This window comes from Pseudomonas sp. 58(2021), from assembly GCF_017491585.1.
Lineage (GTDB): Bacteria > Pseudomonadota > Gammaproteobacteria > Pseudomonadales > Pseudomonadaceae > Aquipseudomonas > Aquipseudomonas fluorescens_BT.
In genome coordinates this window covers 50,728-71,230 of the sequence record NZ_JAFGYZ010000003.1, presented here as the reverse complement: position 1 = coordinate 71,230, position 20,503 = coordinate 50,728, and the positions used below count along the sequence as shown (strand labels likewise).

The 20,503-nt window shown below is 59.7% G+C and carries 17 protein-coding genes; 11 read left to right on the top strand and 6 right to left on the bottom strand.

Annotation, left to right across the window (positions count from 1 at the left end; all coding sequences use genetic code 11):
• Window positions 1–100 precede the first annotated feature (100 nt).
• From J5M72_RS04105 to J5M72_RS04080, 6 genes are all read right to left on the bottom strand, one after another.
• On the bottom strand, window positions 101–1,711 hold the full coding sequence (locus J5M72_RS04105; protein WP_207864186.1) for a gamma-glutamyltransferase family protein: 1,611 nt from the start codon (window positions 1,709–1,711) through the stop codon (window positions 101–103).
• 12 nt (window positions 1,712–1,723) lie between these two features.
• A complete protein-coding gene (locus J5M72_RS04100) occupies window positions 1,724–1,867 on the bottom strand; it encodes a hypothetical protein (protein WP_243433199.1) in 144 nt (47 codons plus the stop codon).
• A gap of 20 nt (window positions 1,868–1,887) precedes the next feature.
• Window positions 1,888–2,667, bottom strand: coding sequence for an amino acid ABC transporter ATP-binding protein (locus J5M72_RS04095; protein ID WP_169430443.1), 780 nt, complete (start codon window positions 2,665–2,667; stop codon window positions 1,888–1,890).
• A gap of 2 nt (window positions 2,668–2,669) precedes the next feature.
• Entirely contained in the window at window positions 2,670–3,446 is a 777-nt protein-coding gene (locus J5M72_RS04090) for an amino acid ABC transporter permease (RefSeq protein ID WP_085730925.1), read from the bottom strand.
• An 11-nt stretch (window positions 3,447–3,457) separates the two neighbouring features.
• Window positions 3,458–4,264: an ABC transporter substrate-binding protein gene (locus tag J5M72_RS04085; protein WP_207864184.1), complete on the bottom strand. Its 807-nt coding sequence runs from the start codon at window positions 4,262–4,264 to the stop codon at window positions 3,458–3,460.
• 79 nt (window positions 4,265–4,343) lie between these two features.
• Window positions 4,344–5,012 carry a GntR family transcriptional regulator gene (locus J5M72_RS04080; protein ID WP_207864182.1) on the bottom strand — a complete coding sequence of 223 codons (669 nt, stop codon included), beginning with the start codon at window positions 5,010–5,012 and terminating at the stop codon, window positions 4,344–4,346.
• A 742-nt stretch (window positions 5,013–5,754) separates the two neighbouring features.
• On the opposite strand from J5M72_RS04080, the gene J5M72_RS04075 reads away from it, so the two are divergent.
• The 11 genes from J5M72_RS04075 (at window position 5,755) to J5M72_RS04025 (ending at window position 20,474) form a co-directional block, all read left to right on the top strand.
• On the top strand, window positions 5,755–7,629 hold the full coding sequence (locus J5M72_RS04075; protein WP_207864180.1) for a 3-dehydroquinate synthase: 1,875 nt from the start codon (window positions 5,755–5,757) through the stop codon (window positions 7,627–7,629).
• Window positions 7,626–8,516, top strand: coding sequence for a UbiA family prenyltransferase (locus J5M72_RS04070; RefSeq protein ID WP_207864178.1), 891 nt, complete (start codon window positions 7,626–7,628; stop codon window positions 8,514–8,516). Before J5M72_RS04075 ends, J5M72_RS04070 begins: the two co-directional genes overlap by 4 nt.
• Window positions 8,513–9,268: an EboA domain-containing protein gene (locus J5M72_RS04065; RefSeq protein WP_207864176.1), complete on the top strand. Its 756-nt coding sequence runs from the start codon at window positions 8,513–8,515 to the stop codon at window positions 9,266–9,268. Before J5M72_RS04070 ends, J5M72_RS04065 begins: the two co-directional genes overlap by 4 nt.
• Before the next feature lie 36 nt (window positions 9,269–9,304).
• Window positions 9,305–10,189, top strand: a complete 885-nt coding sequence (locus tag J5M72_RS04060) for a TatD family hydrolase (protein ID WP_207864172.1) — start codon at window positions 9,305–9,307, stop codon at window positions 10,187–10,189.
• Window positions 10,186–11,418, top strand: coding sequence for a metabolite traffic protein EboE (gene eboE / locus J5M72_RS04055; protein WP_207864164.1), 1,233 nt, complete (start codon window positions 10,186–10,188; stop codon window positions 11,416–11,418). Before J5M72_RS04060 ends, eboE begins: the two co-directional genes overlap by 4 nt.
• On the top strand, window positions 11,408–12,853 hold the full coding sequence (locus J5M72_RS04050; protein WP_207864155.1) for a nucleotide pyrophosphatase/phosphodiesterase family protein: 1,446 nt from the start codon (window positions 11,408–11,410) through the stop codon (window positions 12,851–12,853). The genes eboE and J5M72_RS04050 overlap by 11 nt, the downstream gene beginning before the upstream one ends.
• On the top strand, window positions 12,832–13,974 hold the full coding sequence (locus tag J5M72_RS04045; RefSeq protein ID WP_207864153.1) for a hypothetical protein: 1,143 nt from the start codon (window positions 12,832–12,834) through the stop codon (window positions 13,972–13,974). The genes J5M72_RS04050 and J5M72_RS04045 overlap by 22 nt, the downstream gene beginning before the upstream one ends.
• A 10-nt stretch (window positions 13,975–13,984) precedes the next feature.
• The gene (locus J5M72_RS04040) at window positions 13,985–16,354 is read left to right on the top strand and encodes a hypothetical protein (RefSeq protein ID WP_207864151.1); all 2,370 of its coding nucleotides are present in this window, start codon (window positions 13,985–13,987) and stop codon (window positions 16,352–16,354) included.
• Between the two features lie 66 nt (window positions 16,355–16,420).
• Window positions 16,421–17,341, top strand: coding sequence for a hypothetical protein (locus tag J5M72_RS04035; RefSeq protein ID WP_207864149.1), 921 nt, complete (start codon window positions 16,421–16,423; stop codon window positions 17,339–17,341).
• Between the two features lie 19 nt (window positions 17,342–17,360).
• The gene (locus J5M72_RS04030; RefSeq protein ID WP_207864147.1) at window positions 17,361–18,653 is read left to right on the top strand and encodes a hypothetical protein; all 1,293 of its coding nucleotides are present in this window, start codon (window positions 17,361–17,363) and stop codon (window positions 18,651–18,653) included.
• A gap of 3 nt (window positions 18,654–18,656) precedes the next feature.
• Window positions 18,657–20,474, top strand: a complete 1,818-nt coding sequence (locus tag J5M72_RS04025) for a hypothetical protein (protein WP_207864144.1) — start codon at window positions 18,657–18,659, stop codon at window positions 20,472–20,474.
• The last annotated feature ends 29 nt before the right edge of the window (window positions 20,475–20,503 follow it).

Genomic DNA, 20,503 nt, shown 5'->3' with positions numbered 1-20,503 from the left:
GAGCACAGTTTTTGCCTAGCTCAACTAAAGACTCATTTAGTGTAGTTAACCTATAATGCCGACATATTCGAAGACGTTCGCTACATTTACACTCTTTGCCTTACCACGCTGCAATATGCGAATCCGCCCTCGGCTCAGTCCCGCCACAAAGCACACCACTGACCGGATCACGAAGAATGATCTGCCCTCGTCCATAATCGGTCAGATCACAGGCGATCTGCACCTCATGCCCACGTCGCGCCAGGGCATTGGCCAAATCCCTCGAAGCCCCCTGCTCAATCCCCACCTTCATCCCTCCCAGCCATTGCCAGCGTGGAGCGTCCAGCGCCGACTGCGGATTCAATCCGAAATCCACCAGGTTCATGACCATCTGCACATGCCCCTGAGGTTGCATGTATCCGCCCATCACGCCAAACGGCCCAAGTGCCTTACCGTCCTTGGTCAGAAACCCCGGAATAATCGTATGAAACGTCTTCTTGCCCGGAGCCAGACAGTTGGAGTGTTGCGGATCAAGACTGAATTCCTGCCCCCTGTTCTGCAGCGCAATGCCGCTGTCAGGCAGCACTACACCAGAGCCAAACCCGTGGTAATTGCTCTGGATAAACGAAACCATGTTGCCCTGTCCATCGGCCGTCGCCAGATACACGGTGCCGCTGGCATGCGGATCGCCAGGCCGGGGTGGCTGAGCTTTATCGCCGATCTGCCCACGACGCCGGGCGCTGTAGTCATCACTCAACAGATCGGCCACCGCCACGCGCATGTGCAGTGGATCGGTGATGTAGTGCAAACCATCGCTGTAGGCCAGTTTCATCGCCTCCAACTGATGATGCCAGGTCTGCTGGCTGTCACGATGATCAAACTCAAAACCCTCGAGAATCTTCAGCGCCATCAACGCGACCAGACCCTGGCCGCTCGGTGGGATTTCCCAGACATCCACACCACGATAATTGACGTGGATCGGCTCCACCCACTGCGCGCGGTATTGCGCCAGATCCTCGGCTCGCAAATACCCGCCAGTCGCCCTTGAATGAGCATCCAACTGTTGGGCGAGCGCGCCGCGATACAAGCTTTCACAGCGGCTCTGCGCCAACGCTTCAAGCGTCCGCGCTTGTGCTGGATTGCGAAACAGCTCCCCTGCCCTCGGTGCGCGGCCATCAATCAGGAAAGTATCGAACCAGGCGTCCAGCACCTCGTCGCGATGAGGGCTGAACTCATCCAAAGCAACCTGCCACTGATGGGCAACCACTGGCGACAACGGAAAACCATCCCGCGCAAGGCTGATCGCCGGTTGCAGCAAATCAGCAAACGGCAAGATCCCAAAGCGTTGAGAAAGCTCGGCCCAGGCCGACGGGCAGCCGGGTACCGTCACCGGCGTCCAGCCATACAGCGGCATTTGTTCATGGCCGGCGGCCTTGACTGCTTCGATGCTCAAAGCAGCCGGTGCATGGCCGTTGGCATTGAGTCCATGTAGCTGATCCTTGAACCAGACCAGAGCAAAAGCGTCCCCGCCAATCCCGCACCCTGTTGGCTCGACCACGGTCAGCGCGGCAGCCGTGGCGATGGCAGCATCGATCGCATTGCCGCCTTTTTGCATCATCTCGATGCCGGCCTGAGCGGCCAGAGGCTGAGACGCCGCCACCATGCCACGACGGGCAAACACGCTTTGACGTTGCGACGGATACGGATACTCATGAGCAGAAAATTTCAGCATGGCAAAAGCTCTTCAAAGCAAGTTGTCGAAGTTTTTCAGGGTATCGGGGGCAATCAAGTCGGACCCGTTGTCGACTTTCACCACCTCGTCGGCAGCCTGAATCATGGGCACCACGGCAGCGCAGCACAGGGCTGCAAACATGCCTGATAAACGCATCGTCAATATCCTTGTGAATCTCACAGCACGCGACTGAGAAAGGCTTGGGTACGGGGGTGGGTGGGGTGACTGAAGATCTGTTCTGGCGGTCCCTGCTCGATCAGTTCACCTTGATCGAGCACCACCACCCGGTCGGCGACTTCACGGGCAAAGCCCATCTCATGGGTGACCACCACCATCGTCATGCCCTCCTCGGCCAGTTCTTTCATCACTTGCAGGACCTCGCCAACCGTTTCCGGGTCAAGGGCGCTGGTGGGCTCGTCGAACAGCATGGCCTGGGGTTTCATGGCCAGGGCCCGGGCAATGGCCACCCGTTGCTGTTGGCCACCGGAAAGCATCGACGGATAATGGTCGGCCTTCTCCGCCAGCCCGACACGCTTGAGCAGCGCCCTCGCCTGTTTCTCCGCTGCTTTGCGCGGCACACCCAGCACTTGAATCGGTGCTTCGATGATATTTTCCAGCGCGGTCATGTGCGGAAAAAGATTGAAGCGCTGGAACACCATGCCGATGTCCCGCCGCTGACGGGCGATGTTGCGCTCCGAATCCCGCACCAGACTGCCATCGGCCTTCGTGCGATAGCCCATGGACTGCCCGTTGACCCGGATCTGTCCCGACTGAATGTCTTCCAGCAAATTGATGCAGCGGATAAACGTGGTTTTGCCCGACCCCGATGCGCCGATCAGCACCACCACTTCACCACGTCGCACTTGCAGGGAAATCCCTTTGAGAATCTCGAGGTCGCCGAACGACTTGTGAATGTTCAGCGCTTCGATGATCAGCTCGTCACTCTGGTGCGCCATGATTAACGTCCCCTCAGCAATTTCAGCGTGCTGCGGCCGAACATCCGGCTGGATGCCGGCGGCGGCGACGAAGGTCGATCCGACTGGCCGAAACGGGTCTCCAGCCAGCGCTGAAAAAAGCCCCACAGCGTCGTGAGCAACAGGAAATAGATCGCCACCACGAGGTACAACTCGAACACCCGAAAGGTCGCCGAGGTGACCATTTGCGTGCTGAGCAACAACTCCTGCACGCCGATCACGCTGACCAGGGTCGTATTTTTGAGCATCACGTTGAACTCGTTGCCCAGTGGCGGAACGATGACCCGAAACGCCTGCGGCAAGACGATACGACGCATCAGCTTGGCGAAGGTCATGCCCAGGGAACGCCCGGCCTCGTACTGCCCCTTGTCGACGGCGCCGATACCGGCACGGATGATCTCGGCCATGTACGCACCTTCGTTGAGGCCCAACGCAATGATCGCGGCCTGGATATTGCCGGGGATCATCAGCCCGAACAGTTCAATGTCTTCGAAGCGGAAAATCCCGCCCGCCGCCAGTGCCGTGTAAAGAAAGACGATCTGCACCAGCAATGGCGTCCCGCGCATCAGCCACACATAAAAGCGCACCGGCAGATGCAGCAAAGGATTCTTCGACAATCGCAGCAACGCCGCGGCCAACCCCAGAACACAACCCAGCAACATGGCCAGCACACTGATCAGGCAAGTCAGCCAGAGCCCGGTAAGGTAGACCCCGCTGGGCTGCAACAGGTACTGCCAGAACACATCCCAATTGAAGTTCATCAACGCCTACCTCAATCAAGCGTGTCGCTGGAGACATGCCATTTACTCAGGAGCTGGTTGTAGCTGCCATCGCTGCGCATGTCGGCGATCACCTGCTGGACCGCAGCACTCAATTGCGGATCATCCTTTCGAATACCCAGGCCGGTGAGGATCCGACTGAAGGCCGGAACGCCTTCCTCAAACAGGTCCGGGGCCATGGCGGCGTAATAACCGGCGGTTTCCACCGTGGTGCCGTAAGCGTCGACCTGACTGATCCGCAAGGCCTGGAACGCATCGGTGTCGGAGTTGTAGACCACCAGTTTCATCGGCGGCTTGCCGGCCTTGGCCAGGCTTTCATTCTCGGTATCGAGCAAGGTCTTGATGGTCGACCCGTTGAGTACCGCGATCTTGTGCCCGCTCAGATCGGCCAGGGTCTTTAGCCCCTTCGGATTGCCCTTGGGCACCACCACCGCCTGACTGGAGTACATGTAGTTGACGATGTCGATCACCTCGCGGCGCTCGGGCTTGTCGAACAACTGGTCGACGATCATGTCGCACTGCTTGGCCAGCAAGGCCGGCAGCAATCCGGAAAACGGAATCACCCGCCACTCGACCTTCTTGTCCCCCAGACGTTTGGCGACCTCCAGGCCCAGATCGACGGTCAGGCCCTTTGGCTTTTGCGTTTCATCGAAGGAAACAAGGGGCGGCGAATCCATGCCCGAGCAATAGGTCAGTTTGTCGACCTTGAGCAAACGCTCCGGTACGGCAGGAGCGGCAACCGCCCACTGCGTACAGAGCCCCAGAGAAATTGCAGCCAACAACAGCCGAGACATATGCATGACCAGACACTCCAGTTCGGTTAGTAACGGGGCAGTTCTCAAAGTCGCAACATTGGCGGGTTCGTTGCCCGCTCTGTGGTTATCGTTCCGATTGCAGAAACTTGATCAACTCAGGCACCGTGCCTTCGATGTGTTCGCGCACCACCGCTTCTGCCTTGGCGGCATCACCGGCGCGTATCGCATCGAGGATCACCACGTGTTCCTGGCGTGCACTCAACGGCTTTTCCACGTGCTGCAGCCAAAGGCGCATCGGGGCTTCGATCAGCGCATAGAGCGCACTGATCTGCTTCACCAGACGAGGCCGTCCACTGAGACTGCACAGATACTCATGGAACTTGCGGTGACGGCTGACCCAAGCCGCACTCTCGTCGCGGTAGTCATCCATTTCATCGAGCAGCCGTTCCAGCGCCGCCAACTGACGCTCATTGATCTTCGGCACCGCCACCCGGATCGCCAGCCCCTCCAGGGCGCTGCGCATCTCGAAGACTTCGTGCATTTGCTCGACATCCAGACCGCTGACAATCGCACCGCGATTGGGCCGCAGCGTCACCAGCCCCTGAGCATCCAGACGTCGAAAGGCTTCGCGCACGGGCATCCGGCTCATGCCGATTTCAGTGGCGATGTCCTCGGCGATCAGCCGGTCACCTTTGCGGTAACGACCGCCGCAGATGCCTTCCAGAAGAAAGTTGTAGGCCTCCTCCTCGGCGGTCATCGGTTGGCGCTGATCGAAGGCGGGAGCGAATTGCATGGTGGCACCTTTTGTCTTTTTGTATCCAATTATCCACGGATACACAAAAGCAGAATGCGTGCCAAAACCTGAAGCAATGCACCAAGCGTTTGATTTGAATGAATTAAGGCGAAAATGTGCCGTGCACAACCATCAGATTTGCCGGCACGAAGATCGGGATTTGCTACCTGATGGCTCATTGCGAGCCCGGAAAAGGTGCAGAACGGTAGCCCAGTAACACCTATTGAAAACAGCTGCCGCCCACAACCCTCCATCCGGATCTTTCTTTCGATGTGAACTTGCTAGTTTAAAGGCCAACTAACCAAGTAAATCACTCAACTATCAAGAACGCTTATAGCCAGTCGCAATAACTTAAATAACAAAATAATGCCACATCGCCACCATCTAAGTAGCTTGCTAACAAACCCGGTTGAAAAAAATTACTCATCCGACTGTTTAATCAGCATTTAAATTACTTCAACAAAAGCGCTCATCATGTTGAAAACGCTATGTAAATACACGAACGAAATCCCGCATCTTGCGACACTCTCACGCCTACTAAACACTTTCTGAAAAACACCATGACCCAATCGGCTTGCAAAACCACAACAACCGTCTAGGTTCATGAATATCCTCACTGGCACGATCCACCGAATAATAAGAACAGCCCTCCCGGCGGGAGCATTCATTCTTCTGAAACAAGTAAGACGCTGCTTTAGTTGCTGAACGGAACTCAGTCATAACCATTCAAGAGGGATGCTTGATGAAGCACAGCCGTTGGTATCGTGCGCTCTCGAAAAATGCATCGGCCGGACATTTCTGGCTGTCACTGTTTTGCTTTGCAGCACTGGTGATTGCCAGCTTCCTGTTATTCGAACGGCAGATCCAGGACTTCCTCAATCATCTCGACCTGTACCTGCCGACTTCCCCCACCCAGCAACTCAACCTGGCGCTTTTGCTGATTGCCCTGTTGGCGCTGGACGTTGTATTGCCCGTGCCTTCAAGTGTGGTCGCGCTACTGGCCGTGGCCACGCTCGGCAGCGTCGGCGGTTATCTGGTGATCTTCATTGGCCTGTGTCTGGGCGCCGGATTGGGTTACGCATTGGGTGCCGGTTATTTCCGGATGCTGTCCAGTCGCCTTGGATTGCATCAGCGCAAGCCTGGGCAAATGGCCTATCGACTGGGCACGCTGTCATTGATCTGCCTGCGCGGCGTGCCGGTATTGGCGGAAACCTCGGTGGTGGCCGCCGGCATGCAGCGTTATCCGCTGCGGGCATTTCTGCTGGTCACTACCCTGGCCAACGCCGGGCTGGCACTGGCTTACAGCGCCATCGGTACATTCCTCGTCGAAGAGAACGCGCTGCTGGTGACGATTCTCGCCAGCATGGTGTTGCCGGGGCTGTTCATCGCTGGCTACAGCCTCTTCAAAACCTTGCGCAAACACGACGTCGGGCAAGTGCTGCATGGGCGTTTCGAGGTCAGTTACGACTACCCGGTGGTGTTCACCGATCACCTCTTCGATTCTTCCAACCCCTGCCTGCATCAACAACTCACCGCCCGGCGAAACGGTCGGGTGACGGTGATGGTGTTCGCCGATGAGCAACTACTGAAAAGCGCGCCGCACCTGCTGGATCAGATCGATGGTTACTTTGCCGCCCATGCAGCGGACCTGCATTTACAGGCACCGCCGATTGCCGTTCCGGCCGGTGAACTGAGCAAGGATTCACAGGTGCTGCAGCAGCTCTACGCCGACATGCTGAAACACGGGCTGGACCGGCATTGTTACGTACTGGCCCTTGGCGGTGGCGCGGTGCTGGATTCCGTGGGCTACGCCTGCGCCACTTTCCATCGCGGCATCCGCCTGATCCGTGTCCCAAGCACGGTGCTGGCCCAGAACGACGCCGGCATCGGAGTGAAAAACGGCATCAACGCCTTCGGCCAGAAAAACCTGCTCGGCGCCTTCTACCCCGCCACGGCCGTGATCAATGACTTCCAGTTGCTGACCAGCCTGACCCGCCGCGACCAGATCGCCGGGCTCGCCGAAGCGGTGAAAGTTGCGCTGATCAAGGACCGGACATTCTTCGAATGGATGGAGCAACAGGCCGACGCCCTCGCCCGTTTCGATCATCCGGCCAGTCGCTATGCAATTCGCCGCTGCGCCGAACTGCACCTGGCGCACATCACCGGCGCCGGCGATCCCTTCGAGCGCGGCAACGGACGGCCGCTGGATTACGGGCACTGGGCCGCACACAAACTGGAGAATCTCAGTCACCACCGGTTGCGCCATGGCGAAGCCGTTGCGGTGGGCATAGCCCTCGACGGGCTCTACGCCAATGCCCTCGGGCTGTTGAGCGATGTCAACTGTGAACGGGTGATGAGCCTGTTGACCCGGCTCGGCTTCAACCTGTGCCCACCGGAACTGACCCTCAAAGATGCACAAGGTCGCCCGCTGGTATTGCTCGGACTGGAGGAGTTCCGCCAACACCTCGGCGGACAACTCTCGATACCGATGCTCAGCGGAATCGGCCAGTCGGTGGACCTGCATGAAATCGACGACGCACGGATGGAGCGGGCGCTGCAGAAGCTGTCCGTGCGCAGCACGCCGGTGCCCGACCTGAGCGAGGGCTTCGCAAAATGAGTCAGACTCCGCAAAACCTCAAGACCTGGCTGACCCTCGGCCGAGTCTCCAACCTGCCCACGGTGTGGACCAACACTCTGGCCGCCGCCCTGCTGGCCAGCAGCGCCGGTGCACTGGCGCCGCCCTCGTGGCTGGTGTGGATTCTCCTGCTGTTCACCCTGTCGCTGCTGTATCTGGCCGGCATGTTGCTGAACGATCTGCTGGATGCCGACTGGGATCAGCAACACCACAATCCTCGGCCCATCACGCTGGGTCTGGTCAGCCGCCAGCAAGTGCGACTCGCCACTGTGTTGTTGCTGACACTGGCAGCAGCCTCGGTACTGGGCCTGAGCCAACTGATCGATCAGCCGCATTGGCTGCTGGCCAGCGTCACGCTGTTGGTGGGCTGCATCATTGGCTACAACGTGCTGCACAAAAAATACGCCCACAGCGTGTGGTTGATGGGCGCCTGTCGCTCGGCGCTGTACCTCACGGCGGCGGCCAGTCTGGCGGTGCCGCCGGAGCCGATCTGGCTCTGCGCGATGTTGCTGGGCGTCTATATCAGCGGGCTGACTTACCTGGCGCGCAATGAGCACAACAACCGGTTGCTCAGTCGCTTGCCCCTGCTCTTGATGTTGAGCCCGCTGGCCCTGGCGATCTACGCCGGCAACCGGTGGTTCTGGCCGGTGTTGCTGCTCTGGCTCGGCTGGCTGGGCTGGCATTACCGGCAGCACCTCGCCAACCCGCAGCATCGAAAGGTCCGCGCCTTTATCGGTGCCGGCCTCGCGGCGCTGCCACTGTTCGATGCGTTGGTGATGGCCGTGGCCAATCAACCATTGGGCAGCCTGCTGTGTGTTCTGGTGTTTTTCCTGCTCCCACACTTTCAACGCTGGATCAAACCGACATGAACATGGACGTCACTGCGCCGCCGATGGCGGCCCTCGGCATGCGCCAGGATTGCCTTGCCGAACACCACCAGACCCTGACCCGGCAACTCGACGACACCGAATTGCACTGGTGGCGTCAGGCGCAGGAACAATTGGCCCGGCAACCGGACGCCAATACTGCATCGCTCCTGAGCGGCCAGTGCAAGCGTCACCTGCGAGACCGAGCACTGCCCGACAGCCACTGGAGCCTGATCCAGCTGGCGCGCGCCTTATTGCTGGCACAGGTCCTTGAACAGTCCTCCAAGGACGGACAATTGTCCTTGCTGCGCCAGCTTTTTCTGTGGGGCGACGATCAGGAGAAGATCGCCGTCCTCAAAGCCTTCGACTGGCTCGACAGCCACGGGGTGTGCGTCGAACTGGCGTTGCAGGCCGGGCGCACCAGCAACAGCCAAGTGTTTGCCGCCCTCGCCCTCGATACGCCCTACCCGTTACGTCACTACCCGGAACGGGCCTTCCACCAACTGGTGCTGAAGGCGCTGGGCATGGGGCTGGATGTGCGACGCCTGACCGGTCTGAGCCAGCGACACAGCCTCACCCTCAATCAACTGGCTCTCGACCTGCTGGAAGAACAACTCGCGGCTGACCGAGCGGTGTCCGTCGGGTTGCCCCTGGCGATTGCCTTCGACCGGCTCACCCCGGCGCAGCGTCAGCGACTGGTCGAGCTGAACCAACAGCAACGTTTGCCGCCGGAATGGCGCAGCCACCTGAACTGATACCCAACGTCTCTTTTCCCTTGACGAGGATTCACCATGCCCAAGTACTTCGACCCGCACATTCACATGGTCAGCCGCACCACCGACGACTACCAGAACATGGCCGCCGCCGGCATCACCGGGGTGATCGAGCCGGCCTTCTGGCAGGGCCAGGCCCGGACCAGTGTCGGCAGTTTCATTGATTACTTCGACACCCTGCTGGGCTGGGAGCGCTTTCGCGCCAGCATGTTCGGCATCCATCACTTCTGCACCATCGGCCTCAATCCCAAAGAGGCCAATGACTTGTCGGTGGCCAATGAAGTGCTGGAGATCTTGCCGCGCTATCTGGTGAAGGACGGCGTCGTCGCGGTCGGCGAAATCGGCTACGACGACATCACGCCCGAGGAAGATCGCTTTCTCGCCGCGCAACTGGAACTGGCCAGACAATTCAATCTGCCGGTGCTGGTGCACACGCCGCACCGCGACAAGATTGGCGGCACCAAGCGCACACTGGCGGTGATTCGTGAAGTGGGGATCAATGAACATCTGGTGATCATCGACCACCTCAACGAACTGACGTTGCCGCTGGTACTGGACAGCGACTGCTGGCGGGGTCACTCGATCTATCCCAACACCAAGATGTCGGAACAGCGCATGGTGGCCCTGCTCCAGGAGTACGGCACCGAGAAAATGGTGGTCAACAGCGCCGCCGACTGGGGCATCAGCGACCCGCTCAAAGTGCCGAAAACCGGTCAGGCGATGTTGGCGGCGGGCTTCAGCGAGGCCCAGGTCGAACAGGTGCTGTTCCACAATCCGGTGGATTTTTTCGCCCAGAGCGGCCAACTGGACAAAGCCCTGATCAGCACCCCGCTGCCCATCGATCAGCGCCGGCAATGGCAGGACAACTCTGCCCTGCGCGGGCAGGAGCCGGTGATCAAATGAGTGCCGGTATGGGTTGGGCTGCCGCGCAGGTCGGGTATTGCAGCAACGTGCACCCGACCCATGACCTGGCCAGGCTGAAGGTCTCCATCGAACAGCACTTTCAGGGTGTGCGCACACAACGCGGGCTGAAAGAACAAGACAGCGGACTGTGGATCAGCGCCCTCGCCGCCACCGGGTTACAGCAGAAATCCGCACGTACGGAGTTCCTCGGCCTGCTGCAACGCAGTGGATTGCGACTGACCTCGCTCAACGGTTTCCCCTACGGGCAGTTTCATGAGGGTGCAGTGAAAGCCGCCGTGTACCTGCCCAGTTGGGCCGAGCCGAAGCGCCTGGCGTACAGCCTCGAACTGGCGCAGATCCTTGCGCAGGCGTTGCCGGCGGACTGTCATCAAGGGGTGATTTCCACCGTACCGCTGGGGTACGCCGCCACCTGGAGCCCGACGCTGCAACAACGTGCGGAGTTTCAACTGCGCGAACTCACGACGTCACTGGCCAGACTGCATCGGGAGACCGGCAAGAAAATCCTGTTCTGCCTGGAGATGGAACCTGACTGCGTGCTGGAAAACACCGATCAGGCCATCGCCTTCTTCCGCCGCTGGCAAACCACGGATCCGCACCACGATTATCTGGCGCTGTGTTTTGACGTCTGCCACCAGGCCGTGATGTTCGAAGACTGTTATCGCTCGCTGGTCAGGCTGCGTCAGGCGCGGGTGCCGATCGGCAAGATCCAGCTGTCCAATGCCTTGGTCTGTCGCCTGCCCTCCCCGGACGACAGCCGCCGCGAACAAGTCCTCAAGACCTTGAGCGACTTTTGCGAAACCACCTACCTGCATCAAGTGAAGGCGCGCGACGCACAGGACCGCCTGGTGGCCTGGGCCGATCTGCCCGCCGCTCTCGACGATTGCGCGAAGCACCCGGATCGCTATGCCGAGTTACGTATTCATTTCCATATCCCGCTGTTCAGCGAACAGCTGGTGTTGCCCGAGCTGAGTGGCAGTCAGATAGCTCTGGCGCAGACCTTCGACTATCTCGCTGACCATCGGGAGTTTCGCCCTGTGCTGGAGGTGGAAACCTACAGCTGGGGCGTCCTCCCCGCCCAATTGCGCCCGACGACCGAACACGCCCAACTGCAGGGCATCGCTGCGGAACTGAATTGGGTCGAGGAGCAGTTGCGCCAACGGCAACTGCTGCAACCACAAGCGCAGGAGACGTACGCCGATGCCCTCTGAACGACCACGCCAACCGCTGCTGCTGATCAACGTGGTCGGGCTGACGCCAGCATTGCTGGGAGACGCGACCCCGAACATCAATGCCTTGCTGAAAAACGCCAAAATGGCCAGCCTGCAACCGGTGTTCCCGGCCGTCACGTCGTCGGTGCAGGCCTCGATTCTCACCGGGCGGCCGCCGTCCGAACACGGCATCGTCGGCAACGGCTGGTACTTTCGCGATCAGGCCGAAGTGCGGTTCTGGCTGCAGCCCAATGCATTGATTCAGGGCGAAAAGGTCTGGGAAACGCTCAAGCGCGAGATCCCCGGATTTCGCTGCAGCCAGTTGTTCTGGTGGTACAACATGTACGCCGACGTGGACGCCGCCATCACCCCGCGGCCGCACTACCCCGCCGATGGCCGCAAGCTGTTCGGTCTGTATTCGTCACCGGCTTCGTTGCACGAAACCATCGAACGGCAAATCGGCGAGTTCCCCTTTCCGGCTTTCTGGGGGCCGGTGGCGGGTATTGCGTCGAGCCGCTGGATCGTCGATTGCGCGATTGCCGAATTCCAGCTCGACCGGCCCGATCTGCAATTGATCTATCTGCCGCACCTCGACTACAGCCTTCAGCGCGTGGGGCCCGAGCATCCGTCGATTGCCGATGAGGTGCGGGCTATCGACCATGAGGTCGGCCGGCTGCTGACCTTCGCCGAGGCGCAAGGCGCCGCGGTGATGCTGTTGTCCGAATACGGCATCGAAGCGGTCAGCCAATCGGTGTCCATCAACCGCGTGCTGCGCTCGGAAGGTTTGCTGGAAGTACGCCAGTCGCTGACCTGGGAATTGCTCGACCCCGGCGCCAGTGCAGCCTTTGCCGTGGCCGATCATCAGATCGCCCATGTCTATGTGAAAAACGCCCGGGACATTCCCCGCGTCAAAGCATTGCTGCAGTGCCAGCCCGGTATCGAGCATGTGCTGGACAAGGCCGGGCAACGAACCTTTGCGCTGGATCACCCGCGCAGCGGCGAGCTGGTGGCCGTGGCCGCAGCGGGTTACTGGTTCGATTACTACTACTGGTTCGACGATCGCAAGGCCCCCGACTTTGCCCGCACCGTGGACATCCACCGCAAGCCGGGCTACGACCCGCTGGAGCTGTTCATCGACCCGGCCATTCGCTTCCCGAAATTGAGAGTCGCGCGCCGTCTGCTGCAGAAAAAACTCGGTTTTCGCTACTACATGGACCTGATCCCGCTGGACACCGGACTGGTCCGTGGCAGTCACGGACGCCTGCCCGAGCGCGAGGAAAACGGCCCGCTGCTCATCACCAATTGCGATCTGCCGTTGCCGCAAACCCTGGCGGCTACGGCGGTGAAACAACTGCTCCTTCAGCATTTTCTGGGGCACCTCTACCACCACTCGGCCAATGCCAAGGAGCTTCCATGCGGCGAGCCATTTCTATAACCGTTCTCAGTGCACTGGCCGGTTTGGCTCAGGCACAGGACACCAACAGTTTCGATTGCAATCAATTTCTGAAATTTGGAACCGACATTGCCAAGACCCGGGCGGCGTTCGAGCAGAGTCCCGAAACCATGGCCTGGAACTGGTTTGTCTGTCTGAACCAGTTCAGCACCGCCCAGGCCAGCAACCGGGTGTGGGAAACCATGAAGCCTTCGGACCAGGTCTACCTGCCCGATGGCGCTGCGCCCGGCGCCTATGCCAGCTCCGCCCCGCTCCCGGCCGACGTGACAAAACAGGCGACAGCACTGGGAATGGACCTGAGCCGGACCTTCCACAACATCAATGCCACGCAACAGGTCGATGGCCTGGCGCTGCACATGGGCGGCGCAGTGCCTGCCTCTCAGCGAGGCAACCCGGTGCGCTTTCAACTGTTGATGGGTGAAGACACCTTCGACTACATCGTGGCGCGTCAGGTCTACAACATGAACGGTCAAGCCGCGCTGGCGGACAACCTGAACTTCCCGGCCACCGCGTGGGAGTTGAAAGCGGCGTGGCTCTGGATCGGCTCGGACACGACCTATCGGCAAACCCTGGCCAACGACGGTTACTACATTGGCCAGGCTTATTACCGGCAGGACGACGGCAGCTATCAGGTCGGCTATGCGGCGTTGAGCGGGCTGCATGTGGTCAACAAGCTGGACGCCAACTGGGTCTGGACCACCTTCGAAAACGTCAACAACAGCAAATACACGGTGACCAACGACCCCACACCGAAACCGATGACCAACACCACCGGGCCGACCCCGGCCGCGAAACCGGTGAACGTCAGTTTCCAGGCCAACAACCCGACGCTGTCGAAGTACGAGCTGATCGGGGTCGAGTTCCAGCCCATCACTCAGGTACTGGCCAACTCGCAGCTGGAATCGGCATTCCAGAACACTTCGTCCTGCCTGGCCTGCCATGGCACTGCGGCCTATTCGAACGACAAGGGCTATTTCGATTTCGCCATCAAAAAGGATGGCGGCATCGTCTACCCGACAACCCCGCTGCCGCCGTCCGCTTTCGACGGCTACAAAAAACTGGACTTTGTCTGGTCGCTGAAGCGCGCCCAGTGGCAACGCTAAGGAGCACGACATGAGCGTATTGAACTTCCCCCGGATCTACCTCAACGGCCATATGTTCTGGAACCCGCCAACGGCCAACAACAATGATGTGCTGCCGCTCTATGACGCGGTGAAGATGGACATCAACTGGCCGTTCACCCGCTACTACGACATCACCCAGGCGAACGCTTCCACCACTCTGATGCCCTGGATCATTTCACCCGTGCAGCAGAATGATCTGCCGCCCTATGTGCAGCAGGTTCCGACCAACGGAAGCCCAAAAACCTTCCCGTTCATACCCGGCGAATGGGACCTGTTTGGCGACAACGCCTGCGGGACCGTGAGTTACCAGAGTACCCGCTCGACCATTATTGGCGGCGAGTTGCAGGCCAACACCTACATTGCTCAGGACGCACTGGTCGGCAGAGACTTCCAGTTGCTTGGCAATCCTTTTGGCAGTCAGAGTCCGACGGCCGCGCGTTTCGTGGATATCAGCCCGTGGCAGAACACCTTCACAGCGCTGTACTTCGACAAGCTGCAGCTCGGGGATGCCACCTGTGGCCTGACGTTGAACCGTGAATACCGGATGCTCGACCGCTTCCTGACGTTCAATTGGGCCGGCGACTTCGGTGGTCTGGCGTATGTCACCACCACCTGGCAGACCTGCTTTCCCCGGGACAATCTGGAATGGGTCATCGGCGATTCCGTCCTGCTGCGCAATCTTCAGCAACAGATGGAGGCTCAAAACGCTCAGGGCCTGATGTTCAGGTTCGCCACGTACCTCACCTGTTACGACAGGAACGGTGTGTTCAACGACTTCCCGTACGTCGACACCCGCGACAATGACAAATCGGCGCAGGCCCGTTTGACGGCGATGTATCAGAAGGGGCTGGACAACGTATCCGATATTTTCTTCAACCCCGCCTACAACCGTACCGTAGCGACCCTGGGTCTGTGGTTCGACCACGAATACCCTACGGCGCCCGCCGGCCCGCGTCTGGTCACCGACCAGAAGATCATGGTCACTCGCCCCGGCATGTCTGAGCCGACCAGCACCAATCTGGGTGTGACCTCGGCGCAGATCACCAACAACATGTTGTCGCTGGATCTGGCCAACACGTTTCCGTTCTATCCGCTGGACAAGAACGCCGATGTCCTGACGGCCGAGAAGTTCCAGGCCGGCGACTACAAGCTGGGCGTATCGCAGAACGGGAATTTCGTGCCGGTGGTCGACATCGGTTTCGAGCAGTATCGACAGTCGGCGTTCGACAAGCGCTCGGGCCTGCTGGATATCCCCCTCAGCGCCACGCAAGCGACCACCTTGCAATCCGGCCCGCTGGAGCTGCAGCAACAGACGTCATCAGGCCCCGTGAAAGCCGCCACTCAGCAAGTCTGGACCGCCGAGGTGGTAGAAAGTGGCACCTTCGTCGACGTGAACGACCGCAAGACGCTGAACATCATGGTGCAGAAAAATGGTCAACCGGCTGCCAACACCACACTCTGGGTGGTGGAATACGGCAACCCTTACAACGTGACCACCAGCGACTACTACCTGACGTTCCTGAATAACCCCGACTTCACGCTGTTTTACGACAACGCAGACCGCAACAAAAACACCGCCAACCTGCCACAGTTCAAGGGCACGGCGCCGGTAGCGAACTACCTGGCCACCGGCAGCGGTCGTCGACTGGTCAATCTGGAAGCCAAAGACAAACCGGTGGGCGTTGAGGTCAGTTATCAGTCATTCATGAATGGCCCAAGTCAACCGATCACGGCCCCCCTGAGCCCTTGCCTGCAATTCGACGCCGGCGTGTACGTCAGCGGAACGCTGGATAACGATCAGACGGTGGATTACTCCTACGTCGCCACCACCACCGACGCCAATGGCATCGCCCAGGTGAGTTTCAAGGCTGTGGCCCCGGGCTTCCCGACGCTGCGCTTCATCGTCAAGGAAGACTCCAGCGACCCGGTCATCCCTTTCAGCTTCCCGCTCACGGACGCCCAGACCGACTTCCTCGCCCCGCTGCGCGTCCTGCCTCTGGACATGCAGCTGCAACAGGACTTCGTCAATTACTGGAACGACATCTACAAGGACAAGAATGCGCCCGAAGCGATCTGGGATGACTTCATCTACCCAAGGGTCCTCAAGACGTTCTATTACCTGTACCCGATCATGAACAAGTTCATGCCGCTCAATTCCCGGACGCGAGTGGAAGGCGCGGTCGACCAGTTGATCCGGCTGATCAGCAAGGAGTACCAGGAAGAAAGCACCCTCGCGATGCCTATCACCCGCGACCTGTCGCAGAGCCGGCGCGCCGTGCTGGAGTTGTGGGCGCAGAAACTGGTCAAGCGCAACTTCCCGCCCATGCCACTGAAGATGAGCGATTACGACGACCTCTGATCCATCAGGAAAGATGAGCCACTGCGGGCGTTCAGACCCGCAGTGCGCCTTGCCAGGGAGTGACCCATGAACGTCAGCCTCTTGAACCGTCTGTTGCTGTTGATCCTGTTGTTCTGTCCATCCGCATTCGCCCAGGACAGCGGCGCCGTCTACTTCACCAATGGCGTACACAACACGCTGGGGTGCAATGAACAGAACGGCAACTGCATCGCCAAACGCAATCCGGGTGAGCCTTCCGACCCGTTCTTTCCGGCGTTCTGGATCAGCAACTGGACCATGTACCGGGTGATGCATAACTACGAAAACAACCCGCCGCCCTACAGCAACCCGCCAACGACCCTGAAGCCTGCGGACTACACCGTCTCCCGGGGGACCAGCTACTACGACACGACCTACATTGCGCCGGACGGCGACGGCTTCGGCGCGATGATGGAGCACTACGAGAAATACTGCCTGCCGATCTTCCCGATCAAGAACAACAACTACACCTGCTCGTTCGTCTCCCTGGGCAACAAGGCGTACTTCCTGACCTATCCGCAGGATCGCCCGAAAGACATGCCGGCCTGCTGCATGTTCTCACCGATGAATCATCCGCCACGGCAGGATTTCATCGAACACCTGCCCTACAGCGCCGAGCGCAGCAAGAATCTCGATGGCAGCGTGCAGGCCTACGCCCTGGATCTCGACTCGCCGCAAGGTCCGATCCTGTTCGGCTATGCCTTCTACAAAAAAATGTCGGGGCAACCACCCTACCGGTCGCCGCAGTCGTTCTTCTTTTCCGGTGACACCAGCGTCGCCAACGCACCGATCGTCAGCCAGAACTACACCGACTTCCGCATCGCCAAACCGGACCCGAAACAGACCTGGGCACAGGTTGCCGCCATGTGCCCGTCGAATCCGCCGCCCTGCCAGTTGTTCGAGCCGCCGACGTCGCAGAGCAACGGCCAAAAGGCGCAGTGGAACAAGCTCATGCAGCGTAAACCGTGATCAACGACGAAGGATCGCCATGAAAACCACACTCTGTTTTTCCGTGATGTTGCTGGGCCTGGCCAGCCTGCCGGCGCTGGCCAGGGAACAAGCCATGCCATCGGTGCAGGCCAGCCAGTTGAACTGCCAGCCGCCCGGTACCGCACCGGCCGCCACGGCCGGGCAGGATCAGTTCGATCAATACAGCTGGCAGATGTTCATCGCCCTGAGCTGGCCGGCAAAGAGCGGGCAGCGCGGCAATCCCGACTGCACCAAGCAGCCTGGTGCAGCCGGCTATACCGTGTGGCAGACCTACAAGACCGTCGGGGAAATCTTTCTGCCGAACGCTGCCAATCCGGGGCCGTGGAATTCCCCGCAGATCGCAAAAAGCTTCAACATCATCAACATCGCTTCTTTGAAAAACAGCGCTCAGGTCAACGCCGTCGATCAGGCGGTCGGCGGCTGGCTGATCGATCAGGCGAAAAACCCGACCTACTACGACATTTCGGCCAACGAGACTTCATACAACTACATCGTGGGCAACAACTTCTACAACGCCGATGTCGTCTCCAAAGCCAACAACATCACGTTTCCGTGGGGCGTCATCGAGATCAAGTCGAGCTGGCGAATCCTCACCGCCCATGACAACGCCAGCCGTTACCTGACCCTGCTCGCCCGGGTGGCGACCTTCAATGATCAGGGCCAGAAGAACGGTGTCACCGAGGCGTTTCTGGGGCTGGTCGGCCTGCACATCATCACCAAGGCCAACGGTTATCCGCAGTGGATCTGGTCGACGTTCGAACAGGTCGACAACGTTCCGCCCAAGGCACTGGTGAACGGCCAATGGGTCGATCAGCCTGTCGCAGGCACGGCCTACTCCTACTTCAACGTCGCTGCGCCCGCCGCATCCCTCAACCAGTCACCCTGCGACTGGCAGACTCAGGGCCCGCATCAGGTCTGCGTGCCCAAACCCGGCACCACGTTCCAGACCCCGAACCCGCTGAACCGGGTCACGCCGATCGCTGACATCACAAACCAGATCAACGCCCGTTACCAGGCCGACCCGGGGCTGCAAAACAGCGTGTTGAAGTACTACCAGCTCATCACCACCCAACGCCCGTTGATGCCGGATAACCCGAGCAACCCGCTGGGCCAGCCGACGCCAGCACTCTCGGCCAACGTGACCATGGAAAGCTACATCCAGCCCAACAGCAGTTGCATGAACTGTCACTCCATGGCGACGCCGGTCAAGAGCCCCTACAAGTCCGATTACTCCTATCTGTTCAAATTCGCCCATTCGCCGCTCGGCAAAACCATCAAGGACGGGAAATAAATCATGAGCATCCTCAATGGCCCGCGACTGAATTTCTGGGGCGGCATCCGCACGGATGTCAGCCTGCCGAACAACTCCCCGACCATTCCTTATGACGGCGATGACAACTGGCCGATCTTTGACCTGACCACTTCGACCCTGGCATCGGGGGCCCGGTCTTATACCGACGATCAGTTGAACAGCATGATCAATGCGCCTACGGGCGACTATTACACCGCTGGCGGCTGGAATCATTACGGGCAGCATGTCGTCGACATGCAAAACGCGCTGATCAGTTCTCAGGGCAGCCCGGGCAGCGTCAGTACCACTGGCGATATGGTGGGCCAGCCGGTCTATCTGCTGGGTTCCGTGGACCCGGTGACCGGACAAGGGCCGGTATCGGGCCCGATGATGGTGGACCTCGATCCCACCTCGACCACCACCACCCAGATATTTGTCGGTGGCCTGCAAATCGGTGGCAGTAACAACATCCAATTGCTGATTCACGACAATGCAGTTTGCAGCAGCCAGGATCTCGGCAAGCGGGTGCTGCAGCCAACGCCGAAGGAGCTGGATGCACCCGGTTCCTGCCGTATAAGCGGCACCTTCCAGCTGACCTTCCAGCTGAGCAGTATTGTCAGCTGGAACCAGAACAGCAGTGGCTTGCGATCGATCATTCAGGCTCCGGGTGCCACCGGTATCGTCCTGCGCTTCGTGATGTTCGAAATGTGCCCGACGATGACCACGCCCCAGTTGCAAGCCGATTATGCCGCCGGCAGAGACACCCCGAACCCGAGCATCGGCCGGGTCATCGGTACATTGGCGCCGGCGTTCGCCAATGAGCCGCTGGACTGTCAGGCGGGCCGTCAGATCGTCAATCAGGGCACGGGCGGCACCGGCTATGCCGACCTGAGCAGCGCGGCAATGCTGAGCGTCGACATGGTCAACATCATTCCGAAAGAGACGTTCAGGCTCGTCCGGGATGACATCACCAGCCCTATCGGACCTAACGGCAATTACGGTCCTGTCACCCTCGCAGCCGGTGACACCAACCTCTCCACACTCGATCCGACCAGCAGTCCCCTGCTCGACTATTACGTGTATGGCGGCATTGTCGATCTGCCTCTCAATACAGCCCAACAGTCGGCGGTCAGATCCTCGGCACTGGCCATCAGCGCCCCCGGCAAGGTCGCCGGGACTACCTTGCAGGCAACAGAGTCGGTCTATCGGGTCTACGCCGATCAACGCAGTGTCTATACCGAGGACTACCCGCAGGGCCTGTCGATTACGCTACAGGTCCGGTATCTGGGTGCTGCGGTGACCAGCACAACCGAAATCGATCTCACCGCCGCGCCCTCGGGACCGTATTACACACAACAGCGCTACTGCGACTTCCTTTATTTCCCCCCGGCCCTGACGGTGAGCCCCGGTCAGTTGTCCGTCACGTTCTCCGTCAACGTAAAACCCGCAGCGGCGCCCCTGGCAGGGTTCGTCGCCCTGACCTACACCGTTAACGGTCAGGATAGCGGCACGTATTTCACCAACTTCCGCAAATACGCCCAGACCGACTTCGGTATCCCCAGAGGCACCAGCATCACCTGGGAAATGATGTATCCAAACGTCCTGCGCTTTCACTACCTGGCCTTTCCAGCCATGTCGCGCTACATCCCGCTGAACCAGCCCGACGCGATCATGGGCGCGAAAAATCCGATCCTCGCCCGCACTTCGGATGCCTACAAAGGCACCACGCTGTTCATGCCCGTGGTGCGCTCGATGTCGCCTTGTCAGCGGGCACTGTTGCGGGCCTACCTCACGGGCGAACCCTGGCAGCCACCGCAGTAATCGCATCCCTCAGCCCATGGAGAGAAACC